This is a genomic window from Campylobacter concisus, from assembly GCF_902460845.1.
GTDB lineage: Bacteria > Campylobacterota > Campylobacteria > Campylobacterales > Campylobacteraceae > Campylobacter_A > Campylobacter_A concisus_X.
On the sequence record NZ_CABPVS010000005.1, the window covers coordinates 124,412 to 144,024 of the forward strand.

Consider the following 19,613-nt stretch of genomic DNA (forward strand, 5'->3'; position numbering starts at 1 on the left):
TTACTCCCTTGAAAGCGCATCTATTGGATTTAGTTTTGAGGCATTTTTAGCTGGCATGTAGCCAAAGATGATGCCAATAGCCATCGATGTGACAAGTGCAAGCACGATCGAGCCATTTGAAAAGATCATGCTAAAACCATCTAAAAAGTTATTAAATATGTAGCCAATAGCGTAAGAAAATGCTATACCAATAGTTCCGCCAATTAAGCAAAGTAGCACCGCCTCTATCAAAAACTGCTGCAAGATGTTGCTCTGCCTAGCTCCGATCGCCATTTTGATGCCTATCTCTTTGGTGCGTTCGGTGACTGAGACTAGCATGATGTTCATCACGCCTATACCACCAACTACTAGTGAAACTACGGCGATACTTGATATTAGAAGGCGCATGGTTGAGATCGTCTCTTCGATAGTCTGCTTGATACTATCAGAATTTCTTGTAAAGAAGTCTTTTTTGCCGTGTTTTATCGTTAAAAGATCAGTTAGGCTCTTTTCTGCAATTTGAGCATTTACGCTTTCATTTACTTTTACGGTTATTGAGCTAATAAATTTATCGCCCGTTATCTTGTTTATCACAGTCGTATATGGAGCATAAATTTTAAGCGAGCTAGCATCGCCGACTTTAAATTCATCTTTTTGTAAAACGCCTATAATGCGAAGTGGCTTTTTGTTAAAAAGTATGATCTTACCGATAGGGTCTTCGTTTTTAAATATACTATTTTTAGTGTTTTGGTCTATTAGTGTGACAGAATCTGAGTTTAAAACCTCGTCCTCATCGTAAATTCTTCCTTTTTCTAGCTTTAGTCCATTTACGTCAAAGCTACCTACTCCACCACCTTTTAGTGTCGCTGTTAAGGAGATATTTTCATATGTTAGTACGCCTGAAGTGCTTGTGTTTGGAGTGACTGAGTCAAGAAATGACTGCTTTGAGAGCATATTTGCATCACTTATAGAGAGTGTTTTTACCCTGCCCGAGAGCATATCGCCAAAGCCTTTTCCTGGCATTATGTCGATCGTATTTGTACCGATCTTTCTGATGCCAGCTAAAATTTGCTCCTGTGAGCCTTTGCCAAGAGCTACGACGCTAATGACCGCCGTTATGCCAATAATAATACCAAGCATAGTAAGAAGCGATCTTAGTTTATGAGCTAGCATCGCATTTACCGACATTTTAAAGCTTTCAATTAGCTGATCTTTATAATAGGTAAATTTACTTTTTTCTGGCTGAGTTTGCTTTTTGGCCTCGTAAATTTTACTATTTTTTATATTATCACTTACGATGTTGCCATCTTTTATCTCGATCACACGACTCGCGTATTCGGCGATCTTTGGGTCGTGCGTGACGATGATGATGGTGTGACCTTTTTTGTAAAGATCCACTAAAATTTCCATCACTCTTAGACCACTTTTGCTATCAAGCGCGCCTGTTGGTTCATCAGCCAAGATTATCTCGCCGCCATTCATCAGCGCCCTTGCTATGGAGACCCTTTGTTGTTGTCCGCCTGAGAGTTTATTTGGTAAATTTTTAGCCTTTTCACTAAGGCCAAGAGAGTCTAAAATCTCCATCCCTCTTTTTTCTCGGTCGCTTTTGTTTGCCCCTGCATAAATGCTAGGAAGTGCGACGTTTTCAAGGGCGTTCATTGTGCTAAGAAGGTTATATCTTTGAAAGATAAAGCCAAATTTATCTCGTCTAAGCTTAGCAAGTGCGTCACTATCAAATTTTGATATATCTTTGCCATCTAGCAGGTACTGCCCGCCACTTGGGCTATCTAAGCAGCCAAGGATGTTCATCAGAGTTGATTTACCAGAGCCAGACTGACCGATAATGGCTATAAATTCACCCTTTCTTATCTCTAAATTTATACCATGCAAGATCTCTATCTCATTATCGCCAAGCTTAAAGCTTTTTGTGATATTTTTTAGACTTATCACTTAAAACTTCTTATTTTCTTTTTCGATCATCTTGGCTATCTCGCTCGCTGAGCCTTGTGATGTGATGATCTCGTCGCCCTCGTTCACACCGCTAATGATCTGCGTATCGAGGTTGTCTTTTATGCCAGTTTTGACCGCTGTTTTTACCGCTTTGCCATCTTTTAGAACATAGACAAAAGTGCCGTTTTCATCTTTTTTAATACCAATACTTGGTACGATGATAGCGTCCTTTACGTTTGCTATTAAAAGCTCATTTTGTGTTGTCATGCCTATTCTTAAAATTTTATCCTTATTTTCAACTATACTTTGCGCGTAATAATAAACAGCTGAGTTGCTTGAAGTGCTTGAGCTTGTGGATTTGCTACTACTGCTAGAACCATAGCTACCATCGCTTAATGTCGTTAAGCCAGGGTCGATTGAGCTAACCGTCGTTTGAAATTTTTTCGTTGGCTCAGAGAGTATCGAGTATTCAACTGGTGTGCCAACCTTTATCTTTGTGATGTCGCCCTCAGCTATTTGCATCTTCATCTTAACATAGCTAAGATCTGCGATCTTTACGATAGTTGGCGTAGTTTGATTAGCATTTACAGTCTGTCCCTCTTCGACCTGTACGCTTACTATTATGCCATCTCTTGGAGCGGTGATCTTTGTGTAGCCTAAATTTATCTTAGCAGTACTTAGCTCGATATTTGTCTGCTTTATCTGAGCCTCGAGCTCCTTTATCTTGGCACTATTTGCACTATAAGTATTTTTTGCACTTTCAAATTCTTGTTTTGAAGTGGCATTTTTAGCAAAAAGTGCATTTTCTCTATCAAACTGCGTTTTAGCGATATTTAGAGCCACTTTTGCGCTTTCAAGTTGAGCTTTGTAGATAGCAAGCTGAGCCTCTTTATTATCTATGCTATTTTGCTGGGTTGAGCTATCGATACTTGCGATCATATCGCCCTTTTTTACCTGATCTCCAAGCTTAACATAGAGTTTTTTTATCTGGCCGCTCACCTGAGCACCCACATCAACTAGCTCGGTAGCAAAAATTTCTCCAGTCGCATCGACTTTTTTGCTAAATGAACCTTTCTTTGCCTTTTTGGTGATAAATTCCACCTTTTCATCTTTTATCTTGAAAAAATTATCATAGATAAAATATCCACCGACACCTAAAATAAGCAGGATTATTAAGATTTTAGTTTTTTTCATCGCATCTCTTTGTAAAAAATTGGTAAATTCTACTTCACAAGAGTAAATACTCTTTAAGCTTCCTCTTTTGCCATGCCAGCCTCTATCAAAAACCTACTTGGCTGATAGGTCACCTTCTTTATCTTGTCGTATTTTGCATAGCTAAGATAAAGCTCGTCTTTTGCTCTAGTTACTGCCACATAAAAGAGCCGTCTTTCTTCTTCTAGGCTGCCACCCATGCTCATTAGCTTTAAATTTGGAAAGCGGTTTTGCGCGAGATCGACGATAAAGACTTGGTCAAACTCAAGCCCCTTGCTCGCATGCACGCTAAGTAAGCTAACGCCCTGCCCTTCGCTCATCTCGTTGCTTCCAAGGGCTAAGAAGTTATAAAATTTACTGATATCTTGATACTTTTTAGCTAGCTCGCTTAGCACCACGCTCTTTGCCATTATGCGCTCTTTGACCTCTTCTTTGAGTGCTAGATCAACATTGCCGTTTTTTAGAGTTGCTCTTTTTGTGCTGAGATTTTCAACGATTAACGAGTAAATTTTGCTAGTTTTTATCTCATTTATCATCGTGGCTGGCTTTGAGACGTTTCTCATGCCTCTTAAAAAGTTGAAAATTTCATATAAAAACTGCGCCCCACTCTCGCTTAGCTTTTGTAGTTTTAGCACAGGATGACCTAGAAATTTATCACTAAAGCCAAGTTTAGAAAACCTTGAAACTTCGGCAAATTCATCAAGATCGTCAAAAAGACCAAGCTGGTAGTTTCGCCTTTTGTTTGATGAGATATTTACGCTCTCATCTGGCTCAACTATCCCTTTTATCAAATTTCCATGCCCAAGCTTAAGCAGCGCGTCAAAAATTTCTTTGCTAACTGCGCTGCCAACGCCCTTTGCGTATTCGCAGATGTGGATAAATGCCATTATATCTTTTGGATTGACATAAATTCCCATGATGTCGATGAGCGCCTTGATCTCACGGCTCTCAAAGAAGCTCACCCCGCCCTTTCGCTTTGAGCCAATACCTCGCTCTTTTAGTGCGACTTCGATGCCATCAGCTGATGAGTTATTTCTAAAAATTATGGCGATATTTTCTCTATTAAATGGCGAAAGCGAGATGATATCGGCGATGTTTTGATACTGATCAAAAAGCTCGTTATAGACAAGCAACCTTGGAGGCTTGAAATTTCCCTCACGGCTAACTGTGAGGTACTTTTCATAAAGCCTTGGGTTGTTGTTTATCACCTTATTTGCAAGGGCAAGTATGCTTGAGCTTGAGCGGTAATTTACATTTAAAGCGTAGATATTTGCGTTTGGAAAGCGGTCTTTAAATGAGCCTATTATCTCGATATTTGCGCCGTTAAATGCGTAGATACTCTGGTCAAAATCGCCCACGCAAAAGAGGCTCTTTGTCGCAAATGCGTCTATGAGGCTGCCTTGAAGTGTATTGGTGTCTTGATACTCGTCGATCAAAATTTCATCATAAGCTAAATTTGCCCCTTTTTTTAGCTCGTCGCGCATTTTTATGAGAAGGTCGTTAAAATCAGCGTAGGAAAATTTAGCCTTTTCAGCCTCAAATTCCTCTAAAACATCTTCATAAATTTCGGCATAAACGCCCTGTTCTTCACTCTTATCGCTTATCCATTTGCCAAAAGTAGTGCCTTGTTCGCTATTTTGAAATAGCGAGTAAAGGTCGTACAAATACGCTCCGCCATAAGGTTTGACGTCGCTTAAATGGTAAAATTTACGCCTCTCAACAAGACTTTTTAAAAGTGTCTTTAACTCGCTTGGCTGCTTTAGCGTGACGCCTTTATCAAGACTTTTTAAAAGCGAAAATGAGACAGAGTGGAAGGTGCCTGCGGTGATTTTGGAGGTGACTTGTTTATCAAAATACCTATTTAAACGCTCTATCATCTCGCTGGCTGCTTTGTTGGTGAAAGTTAGAAGCAAAATTTTCTCTGGTTTTACGCCCAAATTTAGCAAATGAGCGATGCGTGCGACAATCGTACTGGTTTTGCCAGTGCCAGCTGAAGCGATGATGAGATTGTGTCCAAATGGCGCAGTTGCGGCGGTATATTGTTCTTTGTTTAACCTAGATAAGGGCATTGTTTCCTCTTTTTTAAAAAGGGCTAATTATAGCTACTTAAACTTTAACAGCTATAATCACGCGGATGAAAAAGTTTAAATTTCTAAAATTCCCTGCCCTATTTTTGGCTTTAGTGGTCACTATTTTTTTGATACTTGATCAAATTTATCCACTAAATTTAGACGCACTTAAAAAAGACGAAGCCAAAATTTTGCTTGATAGAAATGGCAACATTATAAATATGAAGCTTGGCAGCGACGGAATTTGGAGATTTCACGAGCAAAGCTTCCCAAACTCGCTAAAACAATGCGTTGTGCTTTTTGAGGATAGGTATTTTTACTACCACTTTGGCGTAAATTTTGCCTCCATTTTTAGAGCATTTTTCCACAACCTAAGAAGCGATAACCGCATAGGGGCTAGCACCATCACGATGCAAGTGGCAAGAATGCTTGAGCCAAGTGATAGGAGCTATAAAAATAAGATAAGAGAAATTTTTAGAGCATTTCAGCTCGAGCTTCATTTTAGCAAGGATGAAATTTTAAATTTTTATCTAAATTTGGCCCCATATGGCGGCAATATCGAGGGAGTAAAGGCAGCAAGCTTTTTTTATTTTGGCAAGGAGCTAAACGAGCTTAGCTACGCTCAGGCAGCACTTTTAAGCACGATACCAAAAAATCCAAATAAAAATAGACTAGACCGCGTTTCAAACATAAATGCCTTAAAAAACAGGGTCATAAAGATGCTTTACAAGGCAAATTTAATCGATCTTAGCGCCTTTAAAAGAGCGCAGGCTGAGCCATTTAAAAATGTAAGAGCAAAAGCTATCGTAACCGCGGAAGATTATGCAAATGTAGCTTTTAAAAACCAAATTTCAAAGGCGAGTTTGGATCTAAATTTGCAAAAAGATATGCTTAAAATTTTAAAAGATACGATGTTTTCGCTAAAGGCTAAAAATGCAAACAACGCCGCAGCCGTGGTCATTGATAATAAAAAAATGAGCGTTGTTGCCTTCATAGGCTCTCATGATGAGCACGCGCGTGATGGCAAAAACTCAGCCCTAAATATGAAGCGAAACACCGGTAGCACGCTAAAGCCTTTTATCTATTCGCTAGCACTTGATAGCGGGCTTATAACGCCAAATTCGCAGTTAATTGATACGCAAATTTATATAAAAGAGTATGCTCCAAAGAATTTTAGTAATGATTTTTTAGGTATCGTAAGCGCGAAAGATGCTCTAAATTTCAGCCTAAATATTCCGGTTATAAATTTAAACTTAAAACTAAAAGACAATTCGCTTTACGAACTACTTGAAAAGGTAAATTTAGTAGATGAAGATAAAGAGTATTATGGAGCTTCTATAACGCTTGGAAGTGCTGAAATGAGCCTGCTTGATCTTGCTCATCTTTATACTATTTATGCAAATGACGGCATTTATAGGCCACTTGAGTTTGCTGGCAAAAACTACAAAAATGAAGAGAAAAATGTAACTCTAATATCGCCTCAAAGTGCCTATTTAACTGCTAAAATGCTAAGTGAAGCCTCAAGGTCATATCTAAAAAATGCTTGGCAGTACGCCCAAAACACACCAAAGATAGCTTTTAAAACTGGCACAAGCGCAAACTCACGCGATCTTTACGCCATAGGCGTTGATGAAAATTACACAATTGCTATTTGGATTGGAAATTTTAATGCCAGTAAAACTGATAAATTAACAGGACTAAATGACGTATCAAAGAGCCTTTTTGATATGTTTAAGATAATCGCTCAAAAAGAGAAGTTAAGATTTATGAGTGAGCCAGATGGCATAGAAAAGCTGCCAACCTGCCTTGATGCCTTTAACTATGAAAAGTGCAAAAAAATGGCACTTGATGATAGGATAAATGGTGTAGATTTAAAAGATAAATGCGAAAGTTTAAGAGGCGAAGAGCTTGATTTTTTGGTTAAAAATGAGCTTTTGGATAAAGATGAGATACAAAAAAGTCCTTGTGCTGAAATTTTTAAAGATAAAAAGCCAGTTTTTGCCTATCCGTATGACAATGAAGAGATAGTGACAGATGAAAATATTACACAAGTTATGGTAAAATGCTACGCGTTTTTAGGCGATGAAATTTACCTAAAAATAGATGATTTGAACTTTTCTAAGATAGAAAATGCAAGCGAGAAAAAGTTTGGTCTAACTCTTGGCGAGCACAGTATAAAATGCCTTGATCAAAACTCAAATCAAAGTGAAATAACAATAAAAATAAGGAGATAAAATGTGGCAAAAAGTAGCGCTTCTAGCACTTTTGGGAATGACAAATTTATATGCTTTGAGCCTAAATGGTACAGTACAGATAAAATCGCCCCTAAGCGTAGAGTTTGGACTAGAAGATAAAGTAGATAAAAATTTTGTTGGTATGCTAAGCGACAAAAAGCTACTTTTGTGCCAACCAGCATTAAATGGTACGGTTAGATTTAATAATCAAAGCTTGCTATTTTTTACAAAAGATATGCATGCTGGTTTGGATTATAGCTGCAAGCTTGAAAATGGAAGCACTGCTAGTTTTGCCACGAAAGAATTTGAGCTAACAAAGATAGAAAAAATAAGCGATAGCAAATATATACTTAAATTTAATGATGAAGTAAATATTGAAGCTGTCAAAAATATTGCTGTAAAAGATGCAAAATTTAAAGCGATTGAGCTTTCTAACAATAGCTTTGAACTTAATCTTGATAAAAATTTAAGCAATCCAGTTTTTGATTTTGGTGAAAAATTTGAGAGCAAATTTGGTGCAACGCTTTCAGGTGAAACGATAGTAAATTTTGCTGATGAAATAAGCGAAGAAAGCGTAAATATAAATGATAATGCAAAGAGTCTTGAGATACCTGAAATTTATCCAGTGAGCCTTGATAATGGCATCTTGGGCTTTAGAATTTATCTAAAAAATTGGCTTGATGACGACATTAACTTAAAAAAATTTATAAACATTAAAGGTGTAAAAAACTTTAGCATCAGTGACGTTAAATATAGTGACAACTATGAAGAAAACTCGGAACTTAGTGAATATTATTACTACATTGATATCACAAGTGACGATTTTAAACCACAAAATAGTTATGAAATCACCATTAAGCCAGGCTTTGGCGATTATAGAAATGTAGTAAGAGAAGAAAGTAGCTATGAAGTAGTAGCTAGCAATTTCACTCCATTTGCAAATTTTATAAATAATGAACCATATATCTCAAGTGTCGGCGAGATCGGTATCAGAAGTGCAAATTTACCTGAGCTAAATGTAAACGTTGAAAAGTTAAGCGATCAAAATTTTAGATACTTTTTAAATTTCAACGACAATAACGAAGATCTAAGCAATTTTAGCTCAAAAGTAGCAAGCAAAAGCTACAAGCTAGAGGGTGCATTAAATGAAATTTCTCTAAATAAAATCAAACTCGACTTTGCCGGGGCTGGAGACGGCGTTTATAAGATAAATTTAAACTATGGCAAGGATAAGAGCGTCTCAAAAGTAGTCTATCTAAGTGATATCGCCGTAAATGCAAAGCTTGGCAAGGATGAAATTTTCGTATTTGCAAATCGTCTTGGCGAAAATACAATGCTTCCAAACGCAAATGTAAAAATTTATGGTAAGAAAAACGAAGAGATCGCAGTTGGTGCAACAAATGATATAGGTGTTTTTAAATTTAACAAAAAAGATATTTACAAAGATATCTCCTCAGTAGTTGTCTCTCTTGGAAAAGAGCAAAATTTTCTTATTTTAAAAGAAGACGAAGCGCTAAATGAAGCGAAATTTATGAGCCAAAATGCCAGTGAGAGCATCGATGCGTACGTTCATTTTGCTTCAAATATCATAAGACCAAATGAGAGTTTAAAGGGTACAATCTATCTAAGAGATAGAGATTTTAATCCTTTAAAAAATATGCCTATAAAGATAAAATTTTTCGATCCACAAGGCAAAAGTAGTGCTGAAATTTCAAAAAATACAAATGACGTTGGCATGGTAAATTTTGAAAAAGAGATACTAAGCGATCTAAGCGGTAGATTTAATATGCAAGTAATTTACGCAAGCAAAGTGATCTCAAATGTACCATTTTTTGTTGAGAGTTTTATGCCAAATAGGATAAAAAATGAGATAACGCTTGAGAGGGATAAATTTTTCGCAAATGAGCTTATTAGAGCAAATCTAGCTAGTAACTATCTCTTTGGTGGCGCTGCTAGCGAGCTTGATGGCAGCATGCAGGTGAGCTTTTTTGATGATGAATATAAAAATAGCGAGTTTAAAGATTATAAATTTAAAAACAATACACTAAAACCAAGCGCTTATCCATCTTTTGAGAATGATCTCACTCTTTCAAAAGATGGTAAATCAAGCCAAATGATAGATCTTAGCTTTAGCACTAAAAATGCCTCTTCTATCATAACAGGCGTGATAAATTTCAATGTAAATGATGATGGCAAAAATGTAAGCGATACAAAAAGCTTTACTCTCTATCCTTACAAAGATATGGTTGGTATCGCAGCAAGCACGACATTTGCTGAGCCAAACGAAGATGTAAAAATAAGAACAGTTGTAGTAGATATGTCAAGTCAAAAGGCCGTAAAATCAAATTTAAAATTTGATATAAAACGTGTTACTTGGCAATACCAAAGAGATGCAAATGGCTATATAAAGTGGTTTCAAACGCTAGAAGATGTGGATAATTTTTATAAAGATAATGGCGAGTTTAGCTATAAATTTACACAAAGTGGCTCATATGTGATAGTCGTTACAAATCTAGTAAGTGGAGCAAGCACAAGTCTTGATATGGACGTAAGTGGCTACAACTACTCGACTCTAGCACCAACAAAAGAGCTTAGCAAATCTCAAATCAAACTAAATAAAAATATCTACAAAAAAGGCGATGAACTAAGTGCTGATATAAGCTCAGCTATAAAAGAAGGCATCGCTCTTGTTACGCTTGAAGATGGTGGCGTGAAAGCCTATAAGGTCGTTAAGATAAAGAATAACTCAGCAAATGTGAAATTTAAACTTGACTTTGATTTTAGTGGACTTTACGTGAGTGCAAATATCTACCGCATGACAGATGGCGGATTAACTCCGTTTAGGACTTACGGTAAGGTTTATGCTAAGGCTGATAAGTCATCAAGGATACTTGATCTAAGTCTTGATGCACCAAATACGGCAAAAAGCGATGAAAATATAAAAATTTCTTTAAAAACAAAGCCAAAAGCTTATGTGAATTTATTTATCACAGATGTTGGCGTGCTTGATATAACGTCACAAAAGCCAGCTGATCCACTTAAATTTTTTGACAAAATTTTACCAGATGGTGTGTTTGACTATGACATTTATAATATGCTCACAAACTATAAGGTCGAGGGCAAAACTTTAAGCTTTGGTGGCGATATGGCGGCACTTGCCATGGAGGCAAAAATGGCAAAACATGCTAGCCCAGTCGATAGCAAAAAGGTAAAAACATATGCAAATTTAGTAAGCCTTCAAGCTGACGATAATGGTGAAATTTCATACGAGTTTAAAACGCCAAATGGCTTTAACTCTGCCATTAGAGTAGATGTCGTGGCAAATAATGAAAATAGTATGAACGCGGTAAATAAAGAAATTTTAGTAAAAGATGATGTGATTATTAAGCCAAGTGCGTTAGTTTATCTGTTAAAAGGCGATGAGCTAAATGCAAACTTAAGGCTCATAAACACAACAAATGAGGATAAAAATTTAACCATAAAAGTGGCTAGCAGTAAAAATTTAAGCATCAAAACAAAAGAAAATGCGAATTTAAAGCCGCTTGAAAATAAAGCCTTTACATTTAAAATTTCAGCTCTTGAAGCTGGAGCTGGCGAATACAATATAACAATAAGCGACAAAAACAGCTCAAAAACAGCTCAAAATTTACTTGATGTAGTTAATCCTTATACGATTAGCACCTATGCAAGAAGTAGCGTCTTTGACAAAGAGAGCATGATCTCGCTTCCAAAAGGCTTTCACAATGTTAGTATAGATGCGTCAAGCTCGGTCTCAAGCGTGCTATTAGCAGCTTCTAAAAATTTAGTCGAGTACCCTTACGGATGTGCGGAGCAAAGGAGCTCAAGACTGCTTGCGCTTTTAAATTTAAAGCCAAAAGATGAGCTTGAAAAAAATGATCAAAAGAGATTTATTGTAACCGGTATGAGTGAGCTAATTAAGATGCAAAAACCAGATGGTAGCTTTGGCTACTGGAGCGATCTAAGTAGTACTAATGCATTTGCTTCGATCTATGCAACTGATGTGCTGCTTGATCTTGAAGAGGCTGGATATGAGCTAAATAAAAATGTAAAGCAAAGAGCATTAAATTCGCTCTTAAAATATACAAATACAGATATTGAAGCTCTATATGCTATCTATGTAAGCTCCCGCGCAAATGTTGCTGATAAATCGGTGCTAAATAAAATTTATGACCATAAAGCTTACAATACGACTGCACTTAATAAATATCTAATGGCAGCGGCTCTAAAGCTAAACGGCTTAAATGACGAAGCAAAGGTGGCGCTAAAAGATATTAAAAAAGCTCAGACGGCTGATTACAGCAGGGATTATTCTAGTTTTGGCTCAAAGATGAGAGACAATGCATTTATCTTGTATCTGCATGCAAAATATTTTGAGAGAAACGACTACTCAGATGATCTTGCAAATTTCTTGATCACAAATTTAAATGAGCTAAGCTCAACGCAAGAGCGTGCATTTACCCTTAGAGCGCTAAATGCTTACTTTGGCAAAGATGTTGGCGAGAAAAATAATAAATTTAAGCTTAACTACAATGGCGAAAGCAAAGAATTTGACGGCCTTTTAAGCGTATCATTTACAGCAAAAGATGGAAATTTTACCATTACACCACTTGGTGAAAACAAGCTATATGCCACTATTTTAAGCTATGCTTATGTGCCACTTGAGATCAAGCATAAAATAGAGCCAAAAGAGCTTGATATTTATAGAACGTTTGTCGATGAAAAAGGCAAAGAGCTAGGTCTTGACAGCCTAAGAGTAAATGATGTTGTCTATTCAAAAATAGTGATAAATTCTAAAGCTATGGTTAAAAATGGTGTAATAAACGAGATCGTAAGCAGCTGCTTTGAGCCAATAAATGAAAATCTAAGTGGCTTTAATAAGAGTCTTAAAGATAGCATTGAGCTTGAATATCAAAGCATAAAAGATGATCGCGTTTTAAGTTTTTATGCACTAGATAGTGACAAGAGAGAGGCTGTGCTTTACACACCTTATCGTGTAAGACTTGGCGGCAAATGCTCGCTTGGCGCAGTCACAACTGAAAATATGTATAACGAAAGACAAAACGACTACGACCTAGCTCAGCGAAGCTTTACTGTCAAATAAGCCATATAAATTTCGGGGCGTTTAACCGCCCCAAGCCCATATTTTCCCACTTTTGCAAAGATTTTTTTAAACAAATTTTAGATAACATTAAGCATTTTTTAAACGAAACTTAGGAGACAAAAGTGGCAGAATTTTACAATGCAAAAGAGATAGAAGATAAATTTTATAAAATTTGGGAAGAACGCGGATGCTTCGAGATAGACGCGAACAAAGATATCCAAAAAGATGGACGTAAATTTTGCATTATGATGCCACCTCCAAACGTGACTGGCTCGCTTCACATAGGACACGCCCTAACCTTCACACTCCAAGACATCATGACTCGCTACAAGAGGATGGACGGCTACAAGACACTTTGGCAGCCAGGACTTGATCACGCTGGTATCGCCACTCAAAACGTCGTAGAAAAGCAGCTTTTAGCTCAAGGGGTCAAAAAAGAAGAGCTCGGACGTGAGAAATTTGTAGAAAAAGTGTGGGAGTGGAAAGAAAAAAGTGGTGGCATGATCGTGCATCAGATGCGAAAACTTGGCATCACTCCGGCTTGGAGCAGACAAAGATTTACTATGGATGAAGGCTTAAGAAAAGCTGTGAAAAAAGCCTTTGTAAATTTATACGACAAAGGGCTAATTGTCCAGAAAAACTACATGATAAACTGGTGTACGCATGATGGCGCACTCTCTGACATCGAGGTCGAACACAAAGAAAATAAAGGCAAGCTTTATCATTTGAGATATTATTTTGCAGACAAGCCAAGTGAATTTGTTGTTGTGGCTACAACCCGTCCTGAAACATATTTCGGCGACACTGCCGTAATGGTAAATCCAAACGACGAGCGCTATAAAAATTTAATCGGTAAAAAAGTGGTGCTACCTATCATAAATAGAGAGATCGAGATCATCGCGGACGAGCACGTTGATATGGAGTTTGGAACAGGCCTTGTTAAGGTCACGCCTGCGCACGATCAAAACGACTACGAGGTAGGCAAAAAACACAACCTTGAGTTTATCACTGTATTTGATGAAAAGGGTATTTTAAACGACAAGTGCGATAAATTTGCAGGTCTTGAGAGGCTTGAGGCTAGAGATATCGTCGTAGCCGAGCTTGAAAAACTTGGCAATGTCGAAAAGATAGAAGACTACGAAAACCAAGTGGGATACTGCTATCGCTGCAAAAACGTCGTAGAGCCATACATCTCAAAGCAGTGGTTCGTAAAAAAAGAGATCGCAGACGACGCGATCGCAAAGGTCGGCGAAGGCTTAGCGAAATTTTACCCACCGCACTGGATAAACAGCTTTAACGCGTGGATGAGAGAGCTAAGAGACTGGTGTATCTCACGTCAGCTTTGGTGGGGACATCAAATTCCAGTATTTTACTGCGATGATTGCGGTCATATGTGGGCTGACGAGGATGAGCCATGCGAGTGTAAAAAGTGTAAAAGTAAAAACATCCACCAAGACCCAGACGTGCTAGATACGTGGTTTAGCTCTGGTCTTTGGCCATTTAGTACGCTTGGCTGGGGCAACGAAAATGAGCTAAAAAATGAAAAATGGTTTGAGGGAGACCTCGCTGAGTTTTATCCAAACAACCTACTAATCACCGGCTTTGATATATTATTTTTCTGGGTTGCTAGGATGATGTTTCAGGGTGAAAATGCCCTTGGTAAGCTGCCATTTGACGATATTTATCTGCACGCGCTTGTAAAGGATGAGTTTGGTAGAAAGATGAGTAAAAGCCTTGGCAACGTCATCGACCCGCTTGATAGTATAAATGAGTATAGCGCCGATATCTTGCGCTTTACGCTAACGCTTCTAGCCGTTCAAGGACGCGACATCAAGCTAAGTGACGCCAAGATGAAGCAGGTAAGAAATTTCACCAACAAGCTTTATAACGCTAGCAAATACCTAATGCTAAATGAGAGTAAATTCCCAAATTTAGAAGACATCAAGCTTGAAACAAAGCTTGGAATTTATATGAATAGCCGCTTTAATGAGTGCGTGAGAGAGGTTCGTGAAAACATCGATGCCTACCGCTTTAACGACGCTGCAAACACGCTTTATAAATTCCTTTGGGATGAGTTTTGTGACTGGGGTATCGAGCTTAGCAAGGCGGATAAAGCGAGCGTAAAAGAGCTTGGTAGTATATTTAAAGAGGCGATGAAGCTCCTAAATCCTTTTATGCCGTTTCTCTCAGAGTATCTATTTCAGGAGCTTAGCGGCACACAGCTTGAAAATACAAAGTCAATAATGGTAATGAGCTATCCAGAGGTAAAAGGGCGAAATTTAGATGTTGAGAAGAAATTTGAACTAGTTATCGAAGCGATCGTTGCGATTCGCCGTGCAAAAGCGACCATAGATCTAGGCAACTCAAAGATAGCAAAAGCTTTTGTTAAATTTAACGACAAAATAGATCTTGATGAGGTCAAAGAGTATATCAAGCTGCTTGCAAAATGCGAAGAGATCGGCTTTGTAGATGAGAAAATAGAAAATTCTATCAGAGATGTGAGCGAAAATTTAGAGGCATTTGTCCCGCTTGAAGGGCTTGATATGAGCGGTATCATCACAAGGCTCAAGTCTCAAAAGACAAAGCTTGAAAAAGAGATAGCTAAGCTCTCAGGCATGCTAAATAATCAAAATTTCGTGGCAAATGCACCAAAAGAAGTTATAGAGGCAAACAAAGAGGCTTTAGATAGCGCTGAGGCTAAATTTAAAAAAGTATGTGAAGAATTAGAAGCACTTGGAGAAAAATAGTGGTAAAGATAGAAAATTTAAGTAAATTTTATGGTGATACGCAGATCCTTTTTGATATAAATTTAGAGGTTAAAAAGGGTGAAATTTTTGCTATCGTAGGACATAGTGGTGCTGGTAAATCAACGCTTTTAAGGTGCATAAACGGCCTAGAGAGCTATCAAAGTGGCAGCTTAAAAGTCTTTGATCAAGAGATAAAAAATTTAAATGAGATGCAGCAAAGAATTTTAAGGCGAGATGTCGGAATGATATTTCAGCATTTTGCCCTGATGGCTAGGAAAAATGTCTTTGAAAACGTCGCTACTCCGCTTAAATTTTGGGGATATAAAAGCGATGAAACTGAAAAAAGAGTGAGAGAACTTTTAAATTTAGTCGGTCTTGAAAGCAAGGCAAAAAGCTATCCAAGCGAGCTAAGTGGTGGTCAAAAACAGCGTGTCGCCATCGCTAGAGCGCTTGCTTTAAATCCTAAAATTCTACTAAGCGACGAGGCGACTTCGGCTCTTGATCCAAACACGACAAATCAAATTTTAGAATTGCTTGAAAAGATAAACAAAGAGCTAGACATCAGTGTCGTCATCGTCACGCATGAGATGGAGGTGGTAAAGTCCATCGCAAAACGCGCGATACTGCTAGAAGGTGGCAAGATAATAGGCTCTGGAAGCATAGAGGAGCTATTTTTAAAGCCAGATGAGAAGATGAAAGAATTTTTAGGTGAAGTAGAAATTCTGCCAAGCACTGGCACAAATATCAGGCTATTTTTCCCAAAAGAAGTGGCTCAAAATAGCGTGATCACACACATGGCAAGAAGCCTAAATATCGACTTTAACATAGTCTGGGGCAAGCTTGAAAAGCTAAACGACAATGTCCTTGGCTCGCTTGTCATAAACATAGATGAAAAAGATAAAGAAAACGTGCTTGCCTACATCAAGCAAAGTGGCGTTTTGTGGGAGGTGGCTTGATGTTTGGTATTGACTTTTCTAAATTTCCTGATGTATTTTCTAGGATACTTTTGCCAGCTATCGGCGAAACGCTATATATGAGCATCGTCTCTACCCTGCTCGCCTTTACCATAGGCCTTATACCAGCGGTTTTGCTCATACTTTCAGATAAAAATGGCCTAAAGCCAAACAAACAGCTTTATTTTGCCCTTGATATCGTTATAAACGTGCTTAGAAGCTTTCCGTTTATCATTTTAATCATCGTGCTCTTTCCAGTCACAAAAATGATCGTAGGTACAAGTATTGGCACCACAGCTGCGATCGTTCCACTAACTATCGGAGCGGCTCCGTTTGTAGCAAGGCTCATTGAAAATGCCCTAAAAGAGGTTGATAAAGGCATCATCGAAGCAGCACAAAGCTTTGGTAGCTCGAAATTTCAGATCATTTTCCGTGTGATGTTTGTCGAGGCGCTTCCTGGCATCATCTCGGCATTTACACTAACGCTTATCGTAAATATCGGCTTTTCGGCGATGGCTGGTGCAGTTGGCGGTGGCGGATTAGGATCAGTCGCTATAAACTACGGATATCAGAGATTTCGCCCAGATATCATGCTCTACACCGTGGTTATTCTTATCATTATGGTTCAAATTTTTCAAGTTTTAGGTAACTACTTATATAAAATTTCTAAAAAATAGGCCTTTGTTTTTATCTGATTTTAAGCTTTTTTCCTTAAAATTGCCCGAATTAATTTTTAGCTGAAAGGATAAAAGATGAAATCAGATATGTGCCATATGTGCCGCCTAGTAAAAAACGCGTTGTCGAAAGACTAATCTCTAAGCACAGAATTTCTTTTTAAGTGCTTAGAACTAGCTTAAGCGCTTAAAAAGAAATTTAAACCTCTAGCTTAAATTTATCCTTTTTTGGTGCTTGGCAAATTTTAAAAGGATAATAAATGAAAAAACTACTTCTTACTTCTTTGGTTGCTCTTGGTCTTAGTGTAAGTGCAAATGCAGCTGATAAATCAAAAACAATAATCGTTGGTGCTACACCTATCCCACATGCTGAAATTTTAGAGGTTGTAAAGCCTATTTTGGCAAAAGATGGCTATACGCTTGAAATTAAAGAATTTAACGACTACACCACGCCAAACCTTGCAACAGAAGATGGCGATTTAGATGCAAATTTCTTTCAGCACCTTCCATATTTGGACGAATTTAACAAAAACAAAGGCACTCACCTTATAAAAACAGTTGGCGTTCATCTTGAGCCAATGGGAGTTTATTCTAAAAAGATAAAAGACATCAAAGATCTAAAAGATGGTTCGACCGTATCTATCCCAAATGATCCGACAAATGAAAGCCGTGCTTTAGATATTCTTGCAAATGCTGGACTTATTAAGCTAAACGATAATCCACTAAAAACTCCGCTTGATATAGTTGATAACCCTAAAAAGCTTAAATTTGAAGAGATCGAGACTGCTCAAGTACCAAGAACGCTTGATGACGTTACTATCGCGGTTATTAACACAAACTACGCTCTAAATGCTAATCTTAATCCAGTAAAAGACGCGCTTGTGCTTGAAAGCAAAAATAGCCCATATGTAAACTACGTTGTAGTAAAGTCTGGCAACGAAAATAGCCCTAAAATAAAGGCTCTTGATAAAGCAATAAACTCATCAGAAGTTAAAAAATTTATCGAGATCAAATACAACGGCGCTATCCTTCCAGCGTTTTAATTAAAAATTTAAATAAGCGACGTAAAAGCTTTTACCTTTTTAGCGTCGCTTAAACCAAATAAAAAAGGAAAAACAATGAAATTTATCAAACTTTTAACCGCATCTTTAGTTGCTCTAAGCCTTCACGCAGCCGATAAGGACCACACTATCGTAGTTGGCGTCTCGCCAGTACCACACGCTGAAATTTTAGAATTTGTAAAGCCAAAGCTAAAAGATAAAGGCTACGACCTTGTTATCTCTGAAATTTCAGACTACTCTATCCCAAATGTCGCCACAGAAGATGGCAGTTTGGACGCAAATTTCTTTCAGCATTTACCATATCTTGAGGAGCAAAACAAGGCTAGAGGCTTGCATCTTGTAAGCGTTGCAAATGTTCATGTCGAGCCACTTGGCTTTTACTCTAAAAAGATAAAAAATATAAAAGATCTAAAAGATGGCGCAAAAGTGGCGATCGCTTATGATCCATCAAATGGCAATAGAGCGCTTAGAATTTTAGAAAAGGCTGGTCTTATTGAGATCGATAAAAACGTAAAAGTTGCAACCATAAATGATATAACTAAAAATTCTAAAAATTTACAATTTGTAGAGCTTGAGGGTGCTCAGATACCAAGAACGCTTGATGATGTCGATATTGCTGCCATTAGTACAAATTTCGTCCTTGATCTTGGCATGAGCGTGGCAAAAGACGCGCTTTTGCTTGAAGACGCAAACAGCCCTTATGCTAACATCATCGTCACAAAGGCTGGCAACGAAAATAACCCTAAGATCAAAGCTTTGATTGATGCGGTGCTTAGCCCTGATACTAAAAATTTCATCATCACTCACTATAAAGGCGAAGTTATACCTGCATTTTAAAAATAGGGCGAGCTTTCGCCCTATTTTGTTTCTACTTTCATCTTGTTTTAATAAGCTATAAACTCTCTTTATTTTTGTCAAAAAGCTTAAGCTATGCTTTGCTAAAATGGCTCACTTTAAAATTTTTCAGGAATTTAAATGCTGCATGATGTTATTGATTTTATAGTTGCGAGCGTAAGTAGCTGGGGTTATGCTGGCATATTTGTGATGATGTTTTTAGAAAGCTCGTTTTTTCCATTTCCAAGCGAGGTCGCAATGATACCGGCTGGCTATTTGGCGCATAAAGGTGAAATGAGTTTAATTTTGGCCTTTCTTGTAGGCACGCTTGGAAGCCTGCTTGGCGCTATTTTTAACTATTATCTTTGCTACTTTTTTGGTCGCGAGATCGTTTTAAAATACGGCAAATTTGTGGGAATCACTCACGAAAAAATGGATAAATTTGAAGCATTTTTCAATAAACACGGCGAAATTTCTACATTTAACTCACGTCTGATTCCTGGCATTCGCCAATACATCAGCCTACCAGCTGGACTTGCTAAGATGAATATATTTAGATTTTGTCTATTTACCACACTTGGAGCTGGGATTTGGTGTGCTGTTTTGCTTGGAGTTGGCTATTTTCTAGGTTCAAATCCTAGCAAACAAACACTTTTAATAATCACGATCGCTCTTTTGGCTGTTGTTGCAGTAATAAGTGCTATCTATATAATAAAGCAAAGGCTAAATACATATAAAAATATGTAAAATTTAGTGTATTTTATAAAATTTTTATTTG

The 19,613-nt window shown here is 37.7% G+C and carries 11 protein-coding genes; 8 read left to right on the forward strand and 3 right to left on the reverse strand.

Annotated features, from left to right (window positions below):
• The 3 genes from F3H00_RS07620 to F3H00_RS07630 are packed head-to-tail and all read right to left on the reverse strand — an operon-like array spanning window position 1 to window position 5,210.
• Entirely contained in the window at window positions 1–1,929 is a 1,929-nt protein-coding gene (locus F3H00_RS07620) for a MacB family efflux pump subunit (protein ID WP_148798636.1), read from the reverse strand.
• The gene (locus tag F3H00_RS07625) at window positions 1,930–3,123 is read right to left on the reverse strand and encodes an efflux RND transporter periplasmic adaptor subunit (RefSeq protein WP_149703795.1); all 1,194 of its coding nucleotides are present in this window, start codon (window positions 3,121–3,123) and stop codon (window positions 1,930–1,932) included.
• A gap of 53 nt (window positions 3,124–3,176) precedes the next feature.
• On the reverse strand, window positions 3,177–5,210 hold the full coding sequence (locus F3H00_RS07630) for an ATP-dependent helicase (protein ID WP_149703796.1): 2,034 nt from the start codon (window positions 5,208–5,210) through the stop codon (window positions 3,177–3,179).
• A 65-nt stretch (window positions 5,211–5,275) separates the two neighbouring features.
• Between F3H00_RS07630 and pbpC the strand changes: the two genes are divergently transcribed.
• From pbpC to F3H00_RS07670, 8 genes are all read left to right on the forward strand, one after another.
• Window positions 5,276–7,444, forward strand: coding sequence for a penicillin-binding protein 1C (pbpC, locus tag F3H00_RS07635; protein WP_149703797.1), 2,169 nt, complete (start codon window positions 5,276–5,278; stop codon window positions 7,442–7,444).
• Between the two features lies 1 nt (window position 7,445).
• Window positions 7,446–12,566, forward strand: a complete 5,121-nt coding sequence (locus F3H00_RS07640; protein WP_149703798.1) for an alpha-2-macroglobulin family protein — start codon at window positions 7,446–7,448, stop codon at window positions 12,564–12,566.
• Window positions 12,567–12,688: 122 nt separating this feature from the next.
• The gene (locus tag F3H00_RS07645; RefSeq protein ID WP_148798628.1) at window positions 12,689–15,313 is read left to right on the forward strand and encodes a valine--tRNA ligase; all 2,625 of its coding nucleotides are present in this window, start codon (window positions 12,689–12,691) and stop codon (window positions 15,311–15,313) included.
• Window positions 15,313–16,269 (forward strand): methionine ABC transporter ATP-binding protein, encoded by a 957-nt coding sequence (locus F3H00_RS07650; protein WP_148798626.1) that lies wholly within the window; start codon window positions 15,313–15,315, stop codon window positions 16,267–16,269. Before F3H00_RS07645 ends, F3H00_RS07650 begins: the two co-directional genes overlap by 1 nt.
• Window positions 16,269–16,943 (forward strand): methionine ABC transporter permease, encoded by a 675-nt coding sequence (locus F3H00_RS07655; protein WP_103648975.1) that lies wholly within the window; start codon window positions 16,269–16,271, stop codon window positions 16,941–16,943. The genes F3H00_RS07650 and F3H00_RS07655 overlap by 1 nt, the downstream gene beginning before the upstream one ends.
• Window positions 16,944–17,200: 257 nt before the next feature.
• A complete protein-coding gene (locus F3H00_RS07660; protein ID WP_084107932.1) occupies window positions 17,201–17,983 on the forward strand; it encodes a MetQ/NlpA family ABC transporter substrate-binding protein in 783 nt (260 codons plus the stop codon).
• 75 nt (window positions 17,984–18,058) lie between these two features.
• Window positions 18,059–18,838, forward strand: a complete 780-nt coding sequence (locus F3H00_RS07665) for a MetQ/NlpA family ABC transporter substrate-binding protein (protein WP_148798624.1) — start codon at window positions 18,059–18,061, stop codon at window positions 18,836–18,838.
• Window positions 18,839–18,976: 138 nt separating this feature from the next.
• Window positions 18,977–19,582, forward strand: a complete 606-nt coding sequence (locus tag F3H00_RS07670) for a DedA family protein (protein WP_148798623.1) — start codon at window positions 18,977–18,979, stop codon at window positions 19,580–19,582.
• Window positions 19,583–19,613: the final 31 nt, after the last annotated feature.